The following is a 17,043-nucleotide window of genomic DNA, read 5'->3' on the forward strand; positions in this document are numbered from 1 at the left end:
GCTCGCTTTGCGGGCAGTTGCGATTTCTGCAAATATTTTGAGCGTATGCGCTCACTCGGCTTTCGATCCTGCGCTTATTCTGTGCAACGCAGCATAACTGAAGGCTAGATGTCGTCGCTCGAAGACCGCGTCCCGCATGTCGTTTTCACGGCAAATCCGGCAACATAGGCGGCGATCTCCGCTGGATCGAAAATATGGCCGTCCATAAAGCGGTCGCCATCTTTGTCGCCCTCGATACGGATATCGGCATCGTCGGACGACGCCTCGTTGCCGAGCGCCAGCCTATAGAGGTCGGAACGGTAGGCCGAGGCTGCCATCTTCATGTTCTGCTCGGAAAATGCGGTTTGCCCCCAGCGTATCATCTGGCTGAAGATCCAAAGCGCCTGGCTCGGGCGCGGATAGTTGGCAAACCCGCCATGGAAACTGAAATATCTGTCGATGACGCGGCGATGGCCCCTGGCATCAAGGTTGAATTCGCCCGCCAGCACATGGCGGATGATGTGCACAGGTGCCGCGATATAGCGCTGGTCGGCAAGCGCTTCAGCAAGGGCATCATGATTTTTCGCTCGGTCGCACCAGCGCGCTGCCGCGTCCAGCGCCACGATAAGGCGCGATACGGTTTCCGGATGGCTTTCGGCCCATTCCGGGCGCATGCCGATCACCTTTTCGGGTGCGGAGGGCCAGATATCCTGCTTGGCCGCGACGATGCGGCCGACGCCGCGCTCCGAGGCGACCATGTTCCAGGGCGCCCCGACGCAGAAGCCGTCGATGGCGCCGGCCGCAAGCGCATCGGATGTGAGAGGCGGCGGCACGACGACAAGCTTCACGTCGCGGTCGGGATCGATGCCGCCGGCGGCCAGCCAATAGCGGAATTCGTAATTATGCGACGAGAAGGGATAGGTCATGCCAAGCGTCGGCGGCTGCTCTCCGCGCGCCTTCATGGTTTCGACCACCTTCGCAAGCGCCTGCGAATTTTCCAGTGCGCTTGCCTGATCGGAAAGACCCGTTTCTTCGCACATGCGGTCGAACAACCGCGTCGACAGAGTGATGGCGTTGCCGCCGCAGCCGAGAGAGAATGGGGTAATCGTGGGCGAGGGGTTCGAGCCAAGCCCGAGCATCGCCGCGACCGGCATCGGCGAGAGCATATGGGCGATGTCGAACTGGCGAAAGGCAAGCCGATCGCGGACATTGGCCCAGGAAACGTCCTTGACGAGATCGAGAGCGATCCCCTCCTTGCGGGCGAAGCCGAATTCCGCGGCCGCAATCAGGACCGACGCATCGACAAGCGGAATGAAGCCGGCGCGCAATGTGCGCGGGCCTTCGCTGGTAATCTGGGCAGGCGCCGAAGGATTGCTGTCGCCCGCCTGTCGGCTTTTGGCGGAACGGGCTGCTTGCACTCTCATATTCACTCCGGTGCCTCCCCTCTCAGGGCGGCGGACAAGATGGGGCCTAGTACGCTCACATCAGTAACCCCGCTGCCGTCACGACGCTTTGCGCGATCTCGGACATCTTCTTCTTTTCGTTCATGGCCGTCTGTCGCAGCAGCGCGAAGGCTTCGTCTTCCGAAAGGCCGCGCATCTTCATCAGGATTCCCTTGGCGCGCTCGACGATCTTGCGTTCTTCAAGCGCCGACTTGGCATCCGCCAGCTCCCGCTGTAGCCGGCTGAAGGCATTGAAGCGGCTGACGGCCATGTCGAGGATTGGCTTGACCCGTTCCTTCTTGAGGCCGTCGACGATATAGGCTGATACCCCGGCCTCGACGGCCGCCTCGATGGAAGCCGTATCGGAGCGATCGACGAACATGGCGATCGGTCGTCCTACCGTCCGCGTCAGCTGAAACAGATGCTCCATCATGTCGCGATTCGGATTTTCGAGATCGATAATGATGACGTCGGGGCGAAGCGTCTCGATCGTCCGTGCGACGCCCTGCACTTCATGGATGACCGTCACTCGCGCATGACCAGCCTCCCGCAACCCCTCCTCGATGATCGAGGCGCGGATCGCATTTTCATCGATCACAAGAATGGTCAGATCGAGACGGCTCATGCCGTCTTTATGGCGCAATGCAGCAAAGCGGGCAAGTGTCGTTCGATGAAATATTAGGCGAATTGTAATTCGGCCTAAATTTTGATCACATTAGTTGCTTTCTGGCTAATTCTTTAGCAGTTCCGCCAATAGGCCGCGCTGCTGAAGGTGCCGTTATCCCTGGCGAGCTCGCTCTTGAGGAAGGTGCGGATGGCGCGGGCCTGTTTCTGCTCGCACGCGGCCCAGACAAAGGTATCGGGCTCGGCAGCGGGCACGACGTCGCGCAGGATGCGTTCAAGCGTATCCGTCGTCCCGGCAGCGGCACCATTGCGATGCAGCCAGGTGATATCCATCGATGCGCTTGAGGTCAGCGCCTGCTCTTCTTGTGTGTCGGCGACCTCGAGAAAGATGCGCAACTCGGCATCGGCAGGCACGGAGGCTGCGATGCGGGCGATGGCCGGCAGCGCGGTTTCGTCGCCGGCGAGAATGAGCTTGCGCGCTGTCGGCACATCGCCGCCCCCCGGACCGATCAGGCCGGCGCGATCGCCGGGGCGGGCAGTCATCGCCCAAGTCGTTCCCGGCACATCGTCGCCTGCATGCACAACGAAATCGATGTTCATCTCGCCGCGGTCAAGATCGATGCTGCGGATCGTATAGGCGCGGATGGTCAGCGCATCATCGTCTTTCGGCCAATGGATGCGACCGTCCGGCTCCGTATGCGGCCAGACCGGCTCGCGGCCTTTCGGCGGGATGAGTAGGCGGACATGCAAGCCGCCGTCGACGAAGTGCCTGGCGTTATCGGTTGTCACCACGACACGGCGCATATGCGGGGTGATGTCGTAGGCATCGACGACGCTGATTTCGCGGAAGTCCGGTATGGATGACGGTTGCGGGCCGTCGGCCCAATTGAGGGCGAGCGTGTGGCTGGTGGAGAGTTCGAACAGGCTTTCGGCGACCATGCTACGGATCGTGAAGAGCATGGCTGCCGTCGGGCAACGCAGCTCGATGTCTAGACGATTGTTGCTGACGGCGATGTCGGCGCTGCCGATGACGGTATCGAGGCGGGCTCCGGCCTCACTTCGCGTGATGGTGACATGTTCGGCAAAACGCGCGCAGAACTGATCCAGCAATTGACCAGCATCCTTATGGGTCGCCACGCCGGAAGCGGTGAAATCCCTTGCATGCATCATTTCTTTGCCTCCTTGCGGGTCAGGAACCAGATGAGATAAGGGCCGCCGATCAGGGCCGCGAACAGGCCGACGGGAACCTCGTAGGGAAAGATCACCATTCGCGACAGCCAGTCGGCCAGCACCAGCAGCGTGGCGCCAAGGAGCAGGCTAGCCATCAATTGCTTGACTGTCTCGCGGAAGCCGATGAGGCGCCCGAGATGCGGTGCGATCAGCCCGGTCAGGCTGAGCGGACCGACGAGGAAAGAGGGGATCGCAGTCAGGAGAGCCGCAAGAACCGCCAGAGTGAGGCGGCTTGCCGCAACCGAGAGGCCGACGGAGCGCGAAACGTCGCCGCCGAGCGGCAGCACATCGAACCATCGCCTCAGGATCGGCAGGATCGGAACGAGAAGCACAAGCGAAATGACGCCGGTCCAGGCTTCGAAGGAACCGGCCCGATTGGTGGAGCCCGACAGCCAGGTCAAGAGGAGATAGGCGCGCAGATCGCCGCGTGAGAGAACGACAGTGACGATTGCCATGCAGAGAGCGCCGATGGCGACGCCCGAAAGCAGCAGTCGCTCGGGGTCGAAGCCGCCGCGTGCGCTGAATGCCATCATGGCAAGGAATGCAATCAGCGCGCCGATCGTCATTGCGGTGATCGTGACGACGGGCGAGGGGAATACGAAGAGAAAGAGTGCGATCGTCAGGCCCGCACCGCCGCCGGCGCTCACTCCCAGAACCTCGGGGCTTGCGAGCGGATTGGCGGTGAGGCGCTGCATGATGAAGCCGGCTGCGGCGAGCATCGCGCCGGCAGTTGCCGCAACGACGGTGCGCGGCAGGCGGAAAGGCAGAAGTTCCCGAAACTGGCTGCCGATCGCCACGTGCCAGCCGTCGAAGCTGCGCCCGACCGAGAGAACAATGAGGATCAGAAGAACGAAGCCGAGCGCAAGCAAAGCAAGCGCTCGTCCCGGTGCTGCAATAGCCAGCCGCGCCCGAGGACCGCCATTGGTGCGGAGCGCATTGCCGGAATGCAAGCGCGGCAGAAGCAGCAATAGGAGCGGTCCGCCAAGGAGCGCGGTTGCTGCTCCCGTTGGAGCGAGATCAGTGAACCCCGGAGAGAGGAGTTGCACCAGGCAATCCGTCAGGAACAGCAGGCCGGCTCCGACCATGGGTGCGGCGATCAGCAGCTGTCTGGTGCGGCGCGCGCCGCAGAATCTGGCAATGTGAGGCGCTGCAAGCCCCAGAAAGCCGATGATGCCGACCTGCGCCGTCACCGAAGCCGCAAGCCAGACGGCAAGCGCCAGAATGGCAAAACGCATGCTGTGCAATGCAAGGCCGAGGTTTTTGGCGCTGCTGTCATCCAGGCTCATGACAGTCAGAGGACGGATCAATACCAATGCGGCTGCAAAGCCTATGATCAGGCGCGGCGCGAGCGTGATGACGCCGTCCCAGTTTTGCTGGTTCAGAGCGCCCGCGCCCCAGATGAAGACGGACATGGCATATTCGCCGCGTGCGAGAATGATCGTGACGCTAAGTGCGGTTGCTACCAGCGTCACCATCATGCCGCATAGCGCCACCGTCACCGGGTCGAGACCACGTCGCCAACTCAATGCCAGAACGATCAGGACCGCCGAAAGGCCGCCGACAAAGGCAGAGATTTCCCTTGGCAGGCCGATCAGCAACGGAAACAGCCCGACAGCGATCGTCATCGCCAGCTGCGACCCGGCGGCGATCCCGAGCGTCGAGGCGTCGGCGATCGGATTGCGCAAGACTCTTTGCAGCAAGGCGCCGGAAAGGCCGAGAGCCGCGCCGGCTATGATTGCGATCGCCGATCGCGGCAGCAGGCTATCGATCAGCAGGATATGGTTGAGGGTGGTTGCCTCCCGCACATCGGCGGTAAGCTGTGGCCGCAGGAAGACGAGGGCCGCAAAAGCAAGGATGCAGATAGCACCGAGCAGAGCACCGTTGCGTGCCAGCGATTTGCCTTGGGCAATCACAGGCCGATCAACCATTCCATGCACGGTTGAGCCCTCCTGCAAGGAGATCGGCAAAGCGTTCTGCTGCCGGCAGCGCACCATAGGGATTGATCGAGCCGAGCATGAGAACACGACCTTGCCGTACCGGCGGAAGCGCATTCCAGAATGCGCTTTGCTGGAGTTCCGCCAGAGCTTCGGCCGGATGCGGCGGGATGAGAACGATCCATGCATCCGGCATGGCGGCGAGCCGCTCAATGCCGACGGGTGCGGTTGCCGAATAACTCGTCAAATCCGGCCAGGCATTGGTCAGGCCGGCGCGGGTCAGAACTTCCCCGAACATGCTGTCGGAACCGAAAACGCGAAAGTGCCTGGAGTCACCCAGATTGATCGGCAGGATCGGCCGGTGATCGCCCTTGCTGAAACTGGCGCGATAGGCTTCGAGTTTTTCGCGCGTCTTATCGACGAGGGCGCGACCGGTCGTAAGTCCGAGCCGCTCGCCGATCGCAAGGGTTGCCTGCTCCGCAAGCTGGTAGGGGCTGGTTCCGGGTTGATAAATAGCGTGGCTCTCGACCGGTGCGATCAGTCGCATGCGATCGTCGGCCCAGCTATAGAAATTGGAATTGAAGATCAGATTTGGCCTGGATGCATAAAGGACTTCGAAGTTCGGCGTGCCGCGTAGCCCGAGATCGGCAACACCCGCGGGAATGGCCGGTGTGACGGCGACCTCTCGAAATTGCAGCAATTCGGTACCGGCAACCACATTTGCGCCGATCGCTAGCAGGGTTTCCAGAATGGCCCAATCGAGCGTCGCCACACGCGGGCTCGCCGCCGCGCGAGCCGGCGTCAGGCCGGCGATCCCGCCTGCGCCCGCCATCGCAAGGAATTGTCTTCGTGACAGCTTATGAGCGTTTCCTGCGGTCATGGGAAATAGCTGACCATGCTGCAGCACTGTGACTGGGCAAGCATCCCCGCGCCGACGCGGTAAATTCGCAGCCACTGCGTCGTCATGCGTAAGCGTTGCCTTCGGTTTGAAACGAGTTCGAGGATTGCCTTGCGGCAATCCCCGGTTCCTTGCCATGATCGAAAATGAAAGTATACTATAATTCTCAACTTACCACTTCTTGCTGAGCTTGAAAGTGATGGTTCTCGCTTCGCCGTAGCCGCACACATTTTCGCCGGCGCAACCCGAGACATATTCCTTGTCGAACAGGTTCGAGACGTTGAGTGCAGCACCCCAGCCCTTCTTCTCGTAGCGGATGCCCGCATCGAAGAGCGTTGCCGAAGGTACGCGCAGCGTATTGGCCTGGTCTGCCCAGGACTTGCCCTGGTAGCGCACGCCGGCACCGATGCTGAGCCCGTCAAGCGCATCGCTCGTGAAGGCGTAGTCGAGCCAGAGGGACGCGGTGGAATTCGGCACCAGATAGGGCGAATTGCCGATGATGGAGGAATCTAGATCCTTGGTGACTTCGAGATCGGTATAGGAGTAGGAGCCAAGCACCTTCCAATTGTCATCCAGATTGACCTTGCCTTCGAATTCGACACCGCGCGAGCGGACCTCGCCGACCTGGCGCTGCAGGAAGGTGACCGGATCAGTCAGCGCCATGTTCTTGCGGTTGATCTGGAAGATGGACGCCGTGAACAGGCCGTCGATGAAGTCGGGCTCGTACTTGATGCCGGCCTCGTACTGCTCGCCCTTTTCCGGAGTGAGGCCGCCGCCGCTGACGCTGGTGCCGATCAGCGGATTGAAGAAGGTGCCGGCGCTGATATAGGGCGTGATGCCGTTGGAAAACTCGTAGGCAAGGCCGGCTCGTCCGCTCGGCGCTGATGCGTTCGACTTGTAGCTCGTGCCGACCTTCGAGTCGGAATTGGTATCGACGAAGTCGTAACGGCCGTTGAGCGTCACCAGCCAGCCGTCGCCGAAGCGCATCTGGTCCTGCGTATAGATACCGAGTTGCTGCTGCGTCATGACCTGATTGAGGTAGACGAAGTTGGTCCCCTGCGGCGTGCCATAGACCGGGTTGGTGGCGCTGATCGGATTGGAGCCGCAGCACGCCTGGATCTGGTCGAGGCGGTAGATCGAATAGTCCGTGCCGATCAGGAAATCATGGCTGATCGGGCCGGTGTCGAACTTGTTTTCCGCGCGTGTGTCGACGGAGAAGGTATCGACCTTTGAGCGCTCGAAAAAGCCGATGCGGTTCAGCATGTAGTTGGGATCGTCATAACCAGGGCTGAGCGGATTGCCGTCGACATAGCCGTTCAGATACGGGCCTTCCTCGCGCTTATAAAGGTGACCGTAGCGCGCGTTCTGCGACACGGTCCAGCCGCCGTCGAAATCGTGCGAGAATTCGTAACCCAGCATCTGCTGGGCATATTTAAGATTATCGATGCTTCGCTCGCCATAGAAGGCATCGCGCTTGATCTTGCCGAAGGGCGCATCGACGACGGTGCCGACATAGGGGAAGAAGCCGTTGCCGCTATGGATTTCATCCAGGCCGCTCAGCATGCCGAAGACGGTCAGCTTGGTGGACTCATCGGGCGAGATGGTGACCTGCGGCATGATGAAGCCGCGCAGGTCGTGGGTGCCGTCGCTATAGGTGTCGCCGCCGGCGATCTTGCCGGTCAGGCGGTAGCGATAGACGCCGTCGGCCGAAAGCTTGTCGGAGAAGTCGAAGCCGACGAAGGCATTGCCGAGATTGTTGATGCCGATCTCGGTCGAATATTGAGGAGTGTCCGTCGGCTCCTTGCGGACCATATTGACGAGGCCGCCCGGATTGGCGCCGCCGTAAAGCACGGAGGAAGGCCCCTTCAGCACTTCGACGCGCTCGAGCATGTACGGATCGATCTGGAAGCCGCCGAAGCCGTAGCTGTAGAGCGTCAGGCCGTTCATGAAGACGCCGCTCTGCGTCGCATCGAAGCCGCGAATGTAGAACCAGTCGGTATCGCCATCATTGCCGAAGGGCTGTGCGGTGACGCCGGGCGTATAACGCAGCGCCTCGTCGACCTTGTTGGTAATGCCGCGATCCTGCATCTCCTGCTGGCCGATGACGGAGACCGACTGCGGTACCTCGGTGATTGGCGTGTCGGATTTTGAGCCTGCCGTGGTCTTCCTGGCGACATAGCCCTTGACCGGCGCGGTGCCGCTGTCTTCACTCTTCTGTTGCGAACCCTGAATAACCAAAGGCTGCAGCTCCGTCGGCGTTTCCTGCGCCATGATCTTGGAGCCCGCCAGCAGCGCGATAATGGCTGCGCCCGTCGCCATGAGCCGCGCTCGCGATACGTCCTGCTTCAATTCCTGCATTTCCGTCATTCGTCCCGAATTCTTGCGCCCGTTCGGCCGGTTGGCCGATCCCTCGATAAGATGAGTAGTTAACTCATATTTATGGGTGCGGCTTGTCTGTCACGGGGGAAATTGAATGTTCTTGGGCAATTCTCCGCAAAACGTACAATTGCTCGCGGAGTGTGGTTTTCAGGCAAGCCTGCTCCGCTTCCAACTGGCGGGCGCGGTGCCGACATTCTTGCGGAAGACACGGGTGAAATGCGCCTGATCGGCAAAGCCGGTTTCGACGGCGACGGTCGTCAACGGCATCTCGCTGTTCAGAAGAAGATGCTTCGCCCGTTCGAGCCTGGCCTGCGTTTGCCATTGATGCGGCGGCAGACCCGTCGACGCCTTGAAGGCGTGGCTGAAATGCGACTGCGAGAGGCCGGTCAGCGCCGCCAGTTCTTCCAGCCGGATGGCGCGCGTGCAGTTCTCTTCGATATAATCGACCGCGCGCCGCAGCTGCCAGGTAGCAAGGCCGCTGCGTTTGCGTGGCTGGGTTCCGCGTAACTGCAGCACGTCGATCAAAAGCGAAAGCGTCAGACCATCGCCGTAGAGATCGTGCAGCGGCTCGGGGTTTTCACATTCGGCGGCGATAAGCTCGGCGAGCGCCATCACCCGCGGGTCGTTGAAATGCAGCTGCGGCCGGTCGAGCTGTGCCGGATCGATATTTTCCATCAGGCGTTGGCTGACAACCCCAGCATCGAAATGAATATCGAGGTGGCGTACGAATTCGACGCCTGCCATGTCGACCCAGAGCTCCATGCCGGCGGGGATATAGGAGATGCGACCGCTACTATAATCCTGCAGCTGGGCCTGCGCGCGAGGCGAGGGGCGGACATTGGTCTTGCCTGCACCACGCTGTTCCAGAAGGATGAACAGGCGCGGATCGCGTGCCACATAATATCCGCCGGCCTGTGCGGCGCAATTGACGTTCCAGATATCGGCAACCATGCCGTTCCAGTAGCGGCGATGCATACCGCCGATGACGGAAAAGCCTCCGATCTTGTTCTGCATTCTCGGCTGAAACGTCATTTGCTGCTTCCGGCGTCGCCTTTGTGCAATAATCCTTCAAATTAAACTCAAGTTATTATAGCAACACTGCCCGGATAGCAATCCGCATGGTCGCGAGGGCGATTGCCATGCAAAAATATCTCCACCCGCGTCTCCAAATACAAACGGGATGCCCTTTCGAGCATCCCGCCTTTGAGATCGATACTGCCGACTTGGGGTCTGTATCCTAGAACAGACCTGCCAATCTCACCGTTTTTGCATCGGGCTGAAACGAAGCCTGGATCACGTTGGACGGCTGATGGTTGGGAGATGGCTGAGGCGCAATGGCATGTGCCGGCCGGGTAGCCAGGCTCTGAGCCGGGCCGCAGCTTCCGGAGCTCGTTTTCTCGACCCGAGGTTTGCCGCTGCCGGAGCTGAAATACTCCACGGTTCGAGTGCAGGTGCCCTTGGCCGATGTGGTGGAGATGACCGTATATCCTTTCACGCCTGTGGGGAGCTTCGACAGATCGATCTTCATGAGATTATCCGAGCCATCCGGCCACGGCGCGAAAAGATGGGGATCATTCATCAGGGCTGCAGCCTCGCGATCCATGGCAGCCGAGATACGTTCTATGTCGGCGAAGGGCGAGATGTCGTCGAATGGAGCAAAGCCCGCCATCGACGCCGGACCGTCCCGGAAGGTAATCGTCGGTTGCTGAGCGCCGCTGTAGCGGATCAATTCCAGCGAGCCGTCCGGCAGGCGAACTGTCATTTGGTGCGTATTGGCGGATTGCTCAATCTTCTGCTGAGCGACGGCCTGGCTCGCCAATCCTGTGGCTGTGATAAGGCCGGCGCCGATGAGAAATGCATTGCGGAGGGTTAGCACGATGATCTCCTTTGCGTTGAGAGCATGTCGGATCCGCTCCCGCTTGAATGGCTTGGAGCGCCGATCGATGCGACCCTTTCGATCTTGGTCTCGCCTCTGCCAAATTTATGGCAGTGACTGCGGCACCGTGCCGCAGTCGGGCCGCACTGATGTCAATCCTGCGTGAAAAGCCCGTGACAGAAGCGTCGTGTGAACGCTTCCGCACGCGAAAGCGGGCCTATTTGCTCGTTTTGAGCTCCGTGAGACAACGCAAGCTTGAAATTTCCCTCGTCTTCCGCCACCTGTGCGGCGCGACTTTTTTATTCCCAGGAGACTAGACGCTTATGACGACCACCACCGCAGAAAATACCGCCGAGAGCCACGTTTTCGAGGCCGACGTTGCCCGCCTTCTGCATATGATGGTTCACTCGGTTTATTCGGACAAGGATGTCTTCCTGCGCGAGCTGATCTCGAACGCGGCCGATGCCTGCGAGAAGCTGCGCTACGAAGCGATTGCCCATCCCGGCCTGCTTGCCAACGATCCCGACAGCCGCATCCTGCTGACGCTCGATGCCGATGGCGGCAAGCTCGTTGTCGAGGATAACGGCATCGGCATGAGCCGCGACGAGATGATCGAGGCGCTTGGCACGATCGCCCGTTCTGGCACGCGCGCCTTCATGGAGCGTATCGAAGCCAACAAGCAGGGCGAGGGTGCGCAGCTCATCGGCCAGTTCGGCGTCGGCTTCTATTCCTGTTTCATGGTTGCCGACCGCGTCGACGTCATCTCGCGCCGCGCCGGTGCCGAGGATGCCTGGCTCTGGTCTTCCGACGGCAAGGGCGGCTACAGCGTTGCGCCTGTTGACGTCAGCGAAGCGCCGGTGCGCGGCACCCGCATCACGCTGCATCTGATGGAAGATGCCAAGAGCTATGCTTCGCGCTGGAGCGTCGAGCGTATCGTCAAGGAGCAGTCCGGCCATGTCCCGGTGCCGATCAAGATCGCGGAGAAGCCCGGCGAGGAAGCGACGCAGCTGACCGACGGCACCGCGCTCTGGACGAAATCGAAGAACGACATCACGTCCGAGGAATATACCGATTTCTATCGCGGCGTTTCCGGCCAGTATGACGAGCCGGCGCTGACGGTGCATTTCCGCGCCGAGGGCCGCCATGAATATTCCGCGCTTGCCTTCGTGCCCGGTTCGCAGCCGTTCGATCTCTTCGATCCCGATCGCAAGGGCCGCATGAAGCTCTATGTGAAGCGCGTCTTCATCACCGATGAAGCCGAATTGCTGCCGCGCTATCTCCGCTTTGTGCGCGGTCTCGTCGATACGTCCGACCTGCCGCTCAACGTCTCGCGCGAGATGATCCAGGAAAGCCCGATCCTGACTGCGATCCGCAAAGGCGTGACCAATCGCATCATCACGGCGATCGAGAAGCAGGCCGAGAGCGATCACGACGCCTTCCTGAATATCTGGGGGAATTTCGGCAGCCTCATCAAGGAAGGCCTCTACGAGGACTTCGAGCGTCGCTCACAGCTTCTGGCGCTCTCGCGCTTCCGCACGACTACCTCGGGAGATGGCTATCGTTCGCTTGCCGATTACGTCAGGGATGCGAAGGAAGGTCAGCAGTCGATCTATTATCTGGTCGGCGGCAGCCTGGAGCAGCTGAAGGCGTCGCCGCAGCTTGAAGGTTTCCGTGCCCGCGGCATAGAAGTTCTGTTGTTGACCGATTCCGTCGACAGCTTCTGGGTGACCAATGCACCGGAATTCGAAGGCAAGAGCTTCAAGTCGATCACGCAAGGCTCGGCGGATCTCGCCCAGTTCAAGAAGCAGGATGAAGACAAGCCGGAAAGCGAAAGCGCACCCGCGGACGTGCAGGCTTTCCTTGACTATGCCAAGCAGAAGCTTGCCGACGAGGTATCCGATGTCCGCGCCTCCGACCGCCTGATCGAAAGCGCTGTCTGCCTCGTTGCCTCCGAGCAGGGCTATGATCGCCAGCTAGAAAAGATCCTGCAGGGGGCCGGCCGCCTGCAGTCCGGCGCCAAGCCGATCCTTGAGATCAATATGGATCACCCGGTCGTCAAGGCGATTGCCGCCAAGGCGGATGCGCCGTCCCTGCGCGACGATGCTGCCTTCCTGCTGCTCGATCAGGCTCGTGTTCTGGACGGCGACAAGCCTGCCGATCCGCGTGCCTTTGCCGAGCGGCTGGCGCGTTTGATGGAGAAAGCGCTGCAGTAATCCCATGGAGATCGGCACGGTTCGAAGCAGCCGTGCCGATCTGCTCCGCAGAGGCCTGCGATGGCGCTCGATTTTCTATGGCTCAGAAAACTTGTCTAGAAAAATCATCTTTTTGTTGCGGTGTAAGAATTCTTCTTCTATAGGTGACGCAGATTGGCTTGATATCGTCCAGCCACGTAAGCGTTAACGTCACTCAACGCGTATGATCGAACGGCTCTGCGGCTTCGGTCTGCGCGACTGTGTCCTGCGGATCGAGATCGAAGCGCCTCGAAAGGACACTCATGGATACCCCCCATAATTCCAACACGGCCATCTCCGTTCCGAAGATCGAGCGCGTGCGCCATGAACTGAAGCGGCGCTCCCTGACGGTAACGGCCATCGACAGGATCACCCCCGGCATGCTGCGCATCCGGCTGGCCGGCGAAGATCTCGCCGATTTCGTCAGCCTGGCGCCCGACGACCACATCAAGGTTCTGGTGCCGGGAGCGGGCGAGGAGATGGAGCGGCGCGACTATACACCTCGCCAATACGATACCGATGCACGCACACTCGTCATCGATTTTGCCGTCCACGAGGCAGGACCGGCCACGCAATGGGCGCTCGACGCTTCCGTCGGCGACAGGCTGGAGATCGGCGGCCCTCGCGGCTCGGCCGTTGTGTCCACAGAGATCGAGAATTGGCTGCTGATCGGCGACGAGACGGCGCTGCCGGCCATCGGCCGCCGGATTGAAGAGGCTCGTGCAGGGGCGCGCATAACGGCGATCGGGGCAGTTGCCGATGCGCGCGAACATCAGGCGTTTCAAACCGATGCGCAGCTGGATATGCGCTGGGTATATCGGCCTCTCTCGGAGGCAACGGATCCGTCCTCGCTTCTGAAGATACTTCAGTCGATCGATGTGGCTTCCGGCACGTTCGTCTGGATTGCCGCTGAGGCTTCCGTCACGCGCGCCTTGCGCTCCTACCTCGTCGAAGAACGCGGCTACCCGCTGAGCTGGATCAAGGCATCCGGCTATTGGGTTAAGGGCAAGGCGGATACGACGGAGAAATTCGATTGAACGCGGGAGGCAGGCGGCAAGACGCCGCCTGCTCATCCCAATATGATGGGTCAGGCATCTTGCCGGAACAGGCTGCCGCCCCATTTCATGGCACAATTGTCCCGCAAGTGGACAAGGCGTTCCGCGATAAGGTTAGGTTCACCGAAACTCCGTTCTGGATAGATTTCGACTTCCTAAATTGCATGGGATCGCCGAAGGTTAGGCGTAAAGCGGGAATTATGGCGAAGGCCATAGCCGATCGCTTTGCAGGTCCATCGCACCGAGCGGGAGGCGGTGTTTTGGGCGTCATGTAAATCCTGCCGTGCGCGACGGCCAATGTTGAGGATCGACGCAAGGTGCTTGCCGTCCCGAAAGACCCGCCGCAAACATTCGTTGCGCTGATGCTGTCGGCGCTTCGCAAGGCTTTCATCGGTATCGCCCTGGCGAGCGCCGCCATCAACGTGCTGGCGCTGACCGGCTCCTTCTTCATGCTGCAGGTCTATGATCGGGTCATTCCGAGCCATAGCCTGCCGACGCTGTCCGGTCTCGTCATCATCGTCGTGACCCTCTATCTTTTTCAGGGCGTGATCGAATTCCTGCGATCCATGCTGCTTGTGCGCATCGGAATGTCGCTAGACGAGCGTTTAAACAGGAAGGTCTTTGGCGCGCTTCTGTTCCTGCCGAGCAAAAAACAGACGTCGGACGATGGGCTGCAATCGGTGCGTGATCTGGAGCAGATCCGCTCCTTCCTCTCCGGCAGCGGCTCGACCGCGCTTTTCGACCTGCCGTGGGTGCCGTTCTATCTGATCCTTTGTTTTCTGTTCCATTTCTGGATCGGCTTCACTGCTTTGTGCGGCGCCTTGCTGCTCGTCGTCATTACCGTGGCTGCCGAAATACTGTCGCGCAGACCGGCCCTGGAGGCGGCCAAGTCTTCGGCGGCGCGTCTCGGCTTCGCCCAGGCGGCGCGGCGGAATTGGGAAGTCGCAATTGCCATGGGATTTTCCGGCCGCCTAACCGAGAAGTGGGCCGCGATGAATGAGGGTTATCTCAAGCATCAGGCGATAGCGAGTACCCGCGTCGGAGCGCTGACCATTGCCGCGAAGATCGCGCGCATGATGCTTCAGTCCGGCGTTCTCGCCGTCGGCGCGATCCTCGTCATTCGTCAGGAAGCGACGGGAGGCATTATCATCGCCAGCTCGATCCTGCTGACGCGAGCGCTGGCGCCCGTCGAGCTCGCAATTGCCCAGTGGAAGGGCTTTGTTGCCGCTCGCCAGGGCTGGACGCGGCTTGCCAAACTTCTTGATGCCGCGCCGCCTGAGCCACAGGCATTCGCCTTGCCATCGCCATCGCGGGAGCTCAGCGTCGAGAATATTAGCGTGACCTCTCCGGGTGGCCGCGACCTTATCCTGCGCAACATCTCGTTCAAGATAGCAGCCGGGACGGTGCTCGGTATCATCGGCCCGAGCGCATCGGGCAAGTCTTCGCTGGCCCGCGCGATTTGCGGCCTTTGGCCGGTCGCCATCGGCACGGTGAGGCTGGATCGTGCCGCGCTGTCGCAATGGGATAGCGACGAGCTTGGGCAGCATATCGGCTATCTGCCGCAGGATGTGGATCTCTTCGATGGCTCGATCGCCGAGAACATTTCACGTTTCGCCGAAGGCATGCGAACCGAGCCGATCATCGCCGCGGCGAAGGCGGCAGGTGTCTACGACATGATCGTCAAGCTTCCGGATGGCTTCGATACGAAGATCGGTGAAGGCGGATCGCGCCTTTCGGCCGGGCAAAGGCAGCGTATCGCTCTGGCAAGGGCGCTTTACGGCGATCCGTTTCTGGTGGTTCTCGACGAACCGAATTCCAATCTGGATGCTGAAGGCGAGGCGGCACTGACGGCGGCGCTTGCAGGCGTGAAGGAGAGAGGCGGCATTGCGATCGTCATCGCCCATCGGCCGAGCGCTCTTGCCGCCGCCGATACGGTCATGATCGTTGCCGGCGGCCAGGTCCAGGCATTCGGGCCGAAGAAGGACATCCTCGGTCCGTCGCCCAAGCAGCTCGGAACGGCTCATCTGGCCATTGCCGGCGGGGAGACGCACGGATGATCGACAAGGCCGCGCCATCGACCGAACGGACGATTCGCCGCTTGTCGCTGCTGGTGATAGTTGCCATTCTACTGTTATTCGGCGTCATGGGCGGCCTTGCCGCCGCAACGAAGATCGCCGGTGCGGTCGTCGCCTCCGGCACGCTCGTCGTCGACAGCTATGTAAAACCAGTGAAGCACCTGAAGGGCGGGATCGCCCGTGCGATCCTGGTGAAAAACGGCGATCATGTCGCTGCCGGCCAGGTGCTCGTCCGGCTTGACGACACCCAGACCCGAGCCAATCTCTCCATCATCCGCAAGCGAATCAACGAGCTTTCCGCCCGCACGGCGCGCCTGACGGCGGAGCGCGATGGCGAGCAAGAGATCGCCTTTCCGGCCGATCTCCTCTCGTCCGCCGGAAACGAGGATGTCGCTGCCATTCTAGCCGGCGAGCGTCGGCTCTTTTTCGATCGACAGGCATCGCGCGACGGGCAGAAATCACAGCTGCACGAGCGCATTCAACAACTCAATCGGGAGATCGAGGGACTTGTTGCGCAGGAAGAGGGCAAGCGGCGGGAAATCACGCTCATCGCCAAGGAGCTGGGAAGCCTCGAAGGCCTGCTCAATCGGGGCATCATTTCGGCGACGAAGGTCTACTCGTTGCAGCGTGAAAGCGCTTCGCTGAACGGCGATCTCGGAAACCTCGTGTCGTCCATCGCCCAGACCCGCGGCAAGATCGCGGAGACCGAGCTGCAGATCCTGCAGATCGATGCCGATCGCAGTTCGGAAGTGTCCGAGCAATTGCGCCAGGCGGAAAGCGATAGCGGTCAGTTTTCCGAGCGTCTGATCGCGGCAGAAGATGATCTGAAGCGGATCGACATCAAGGCACCGCAGGCTGGCATCGTCGACCAGCTAAGCATCCATGCCGAGGGAGCGGTGATCTCGCCGGCAGAAGCGATCCTGCAGATCGTTCCGGATAAGGACGCGTTGGTCGCAGAGTTGAAACTTGCTCCGCAGGATATCGACCAGATTACCGCGTGGCAGGCGGTTTCTCTGCGTTTTCCTGCCTTCAATCAGCGGATCACCCCGGAATTGAACGGGCATGTCGATACGATCTCGGCGGATCTGACGACGGATCAGCGTTCGGGGCAAAGCTACTATGTCGTACGGGTCAAGGTGGCAAAGCCTGAATGGGAAAGGCTCGGAGCCCTGACGCCATTGCCCGGCATGCCGGTGGAGGCCTTTCTGCAGACGGGCGAGAGAAGCGTTCTTGCCTATCTGACAAAGCCGATGACCGATCAGATCAGGCGGGCATTCAGGGAGGATTAGGGTGGTCTCGACTGAGCTGCGTTATTTCCCC

General features: G+C 60.7%; 12 protein-coding genes. 4 read left to right on the forward strand and 8 right to left on the reverse strand.

Going from position 1 to position 17,043, the window contains the following annotated elements:
- Positions 1-104 precede the first annotated feature (104 nt).
- The 8 genes from AC13RM_RS14800 to AC13RM_RS14835 form a co-directional block, all read right to left on the reverse strand.
- Entirely contained in the window at positions 105-1,403 is a 1,299-nt protein-coding gene (locus AC13RM_RS14800) for a CmpA/NrtA family ABC transporter substrate-binding protein (RefSeq protein WP_440477771.1), read from the reverse strand.
- Positions 1,404-1,458: 55 nt separating this feature from the next.
- Positions 1,459-2,046, reverse strand: a complete 588-nt coding sequence (locus tag AC13RM_RS14805) for an ANTAR domain-containing response regulator (RefSeq protein ID WP_092706529.1) — start codon at positions 2,044-2,046, stop codon at positions 1,459-1,461.
- 113 nt (positions 2,047-2,159) lie between these two features.
- Complete coding sequence (locus AC13RM_RS14810; RefSeq protein ID WP_488555225.1) at positions 2,160-3,215, reverse strand: DUF2218 domain-containing protein; 1,056 nt, start codon at positions 3,213-3,215, stop codon at positions 2,160-2,162.
- Positions 3,212-5,203: a Fe(3+)-hydroxamate ABC transporter permease FhuB gene (fhuB, locus tag AC13RM_RS14815; RefSeq protein WP_488555246.1), complete on the reverse strand. Its 1,992-nt coding sequence runs from the start codon at positions 5,201-5,203 to the stop codon at positions 3,212-3,214. Before fhuB ends, AC13RM_RS14810 begins: the two co-directional genes overlap by 4 nt.
- Positions 5,196-6,041: an ABC transporter substrate-binding protein gene (locus AC13RM_RS14820; protein ID WP_488555226.1), complete on the reverse strand. Its 846-nt coding sequence runs from the start codon at positions 6,039-6,041 to the stop codon at positions 5,196-5,198. Before AC13RM_RS14820 ends, fhuB begins: the two co-directional genes overlap by 8 nt.
- Before the next feature lie 237 nt (positions 6,042-6,278).
- On the reverse strand, positions 6,279-8,465 hold the full coding sequence (locus tag AC13RM_RS14825; RefSeq protein ID WP_488555247.1) for a TonB-dependent siderophore receptor: 2,187 nt from the start codon (positions 8,463-8,465) through the stop codon (positions 6,279-6,281).
- A 168-nt stretch (positions 8,466-8,633) separates the two neighbouring features.
- On the reverse strand, positions 8,634-9,518 hold the full coding sequence (locus tag AC13RM_RS14830) for a helix-turn-helix domain-containing protein (RefSeq protein ID WP_488555227.1): 885 nt from the start codon (positions 9,516-9,518) through the stop codon (positions 8,634-8,636).
- A 205-nt stretch (positions 9,519-9,723) separates the two neighbouring features.
- The gene (locus AC13RM_RS14835; RefSeq protein ID WP_374819237.1) at positions 9,724-10,362 is read right to left on the reverse strand and encodes a hypothetical protein; all 639 of its coding nucleotides are present in this window, start codon (positions 10,360-10,362) and stop codon (positions 9,724-9,726) included.
- Between the two features lie 323 nt (positions 10,363-10,685).
- Between AC13RM_RS14835 and htpG the strand changes: the two genes are divergently transcribed.
- The 4 genes from htpG (at position 10,686) to AC13RM_RS14855 (ending at position 17,012) form a co-directional block, all read left to right on the forward strand.
- Positions 10,686-12,575, forward strand: coding sequence for a molecular chaperone HtpG (gene htpG / locus AC13RM_RS14840; protein ID WP_374819239.1), 1,890 nt, complete (start codon positions 10,686-10,688; stop codon positions 12,573-12,575).
- A gap of 281 nt (positions 12,576-12,856) precedes the next feature.
- Complete coding sequence (locus AC13RM_RS14845) at positions 12,857-13,630, forward strand: siderophore-interacting protein (RefSeq protein ID WP_374819241.1); 774 nt, start codon at positions 12,857-12,859, stop codon at positions 13,628-13,630.
- Between the two features lie 335 nt (positions 13,631-13,965).
- A complete protein-coding gene (locus AC13RM_RS14850) occupies positions 13,966-15,705 on the forward strand; it encodes a type I secretion system permease/ATPase (RefSeq protein ID WP_374819243.1) in 1,740 nt (579 codons plus the stop codon).
- The gene (locus AC13RM_RS14855; RefSeq protein ID WP_374819245.1) at positions 15,702-17,012 is read left to right on the forward strand and encodes an HlyD family type I secretion periplasmic adaptor subunit; all 1,311 of its coding nucleotides are present in this window, start codon (positions 15,702-15,704) and stop codon (positions 17,010-17,012) included. Before AC13RM_RS14850 ends, AC13RM_RS14855 begins: the two co-directional genes overlap by 4 nt.
- The last annotated feature ends 31 nt before the right edge of the window (positions 17,013-17,043 follow it).

The organism is Martinezella sp. CNPSo 3732 (assembly GCF_057784515.1).

What these genes read in the sequence shown, in the direction of transcription:
- AC13RM_RS14800 (WP_440477771.1), bottom strand. Translation starts at nt 1,403, where the DNA reads ATGAGAGTGCAAGCAGCCCGTTCCGCCAAAAGCCGACAGGCGGGCGAC.
- AC13RM_RS14805 (WP_092706529.1), bottom strand. Translation starts at nt 2,046, where the DNA reads ATGAGCCGTCTCGATCTGACCATTCTTGTGATCGATGAAAATGCGATC.
- AC13RM_RS14810 (WP_488555225.1), bottom strand. Translation starts at nt 3,215, where the DNA reads ATGATGCATGCAAGGGATTTCACCGCTTCCGGCGTGGCGACCCATAAG.
- fhuB (WP_488555246.1), bottom strand. Translation starts at nt 5,203, where the DNA reads ATGGTTGATCGGCCTGTGATTGCCCAAGGCAAATCGCTGGCACGCAAC.
- AC13RM_RS14820 (WP_488555226.1), bottom strand. Translation starts at nt 6,041, where the DNA reads ATGGCGGGCGCAGGCGGGATCGCCGGCCTGACGCCGGCTCGCGCGGCG.
- AC13RM_RS14825 (WP_488555247.1), bottom strand. Translation starts at nt 8,465, where the DNA reads ATGCAGGAATTGAAGCAGGACGTATCGCGAGCGCGGCTCATGGCGACG.
- AC13RM_RS14830 (WP_488555227.1), bottom strand. Translation starts at nt 9,518, where the DNA reads ATGACGTTTCAGCCGAGAATGCAGAACAAGATCGGAGGCTTTTCCGTC.
- htpG (WP_374819239.1), top strand. Translation starts at nt 10,686, where the DNA reads ATGACGACCACCACCGCAGAAAATACCGCCGAGAGCCACGTTTTCGAG.
- AC13RM_RS14845 (WP_374819241.1), top strand. Translation starts at nt 12,857, where the DNA reads ATGGATACCCCCCATAATTCCAACACGGCCATCTCCGTTCCGAAGATC.
- AC13RM_RS14855 (WP_374819245.1), top strand. Translation starts at nt 15,702, where the DNA reads ATGATCGACAAGGCCGCGCCATCGACCGAACGGACGATTCGCCGCTTG.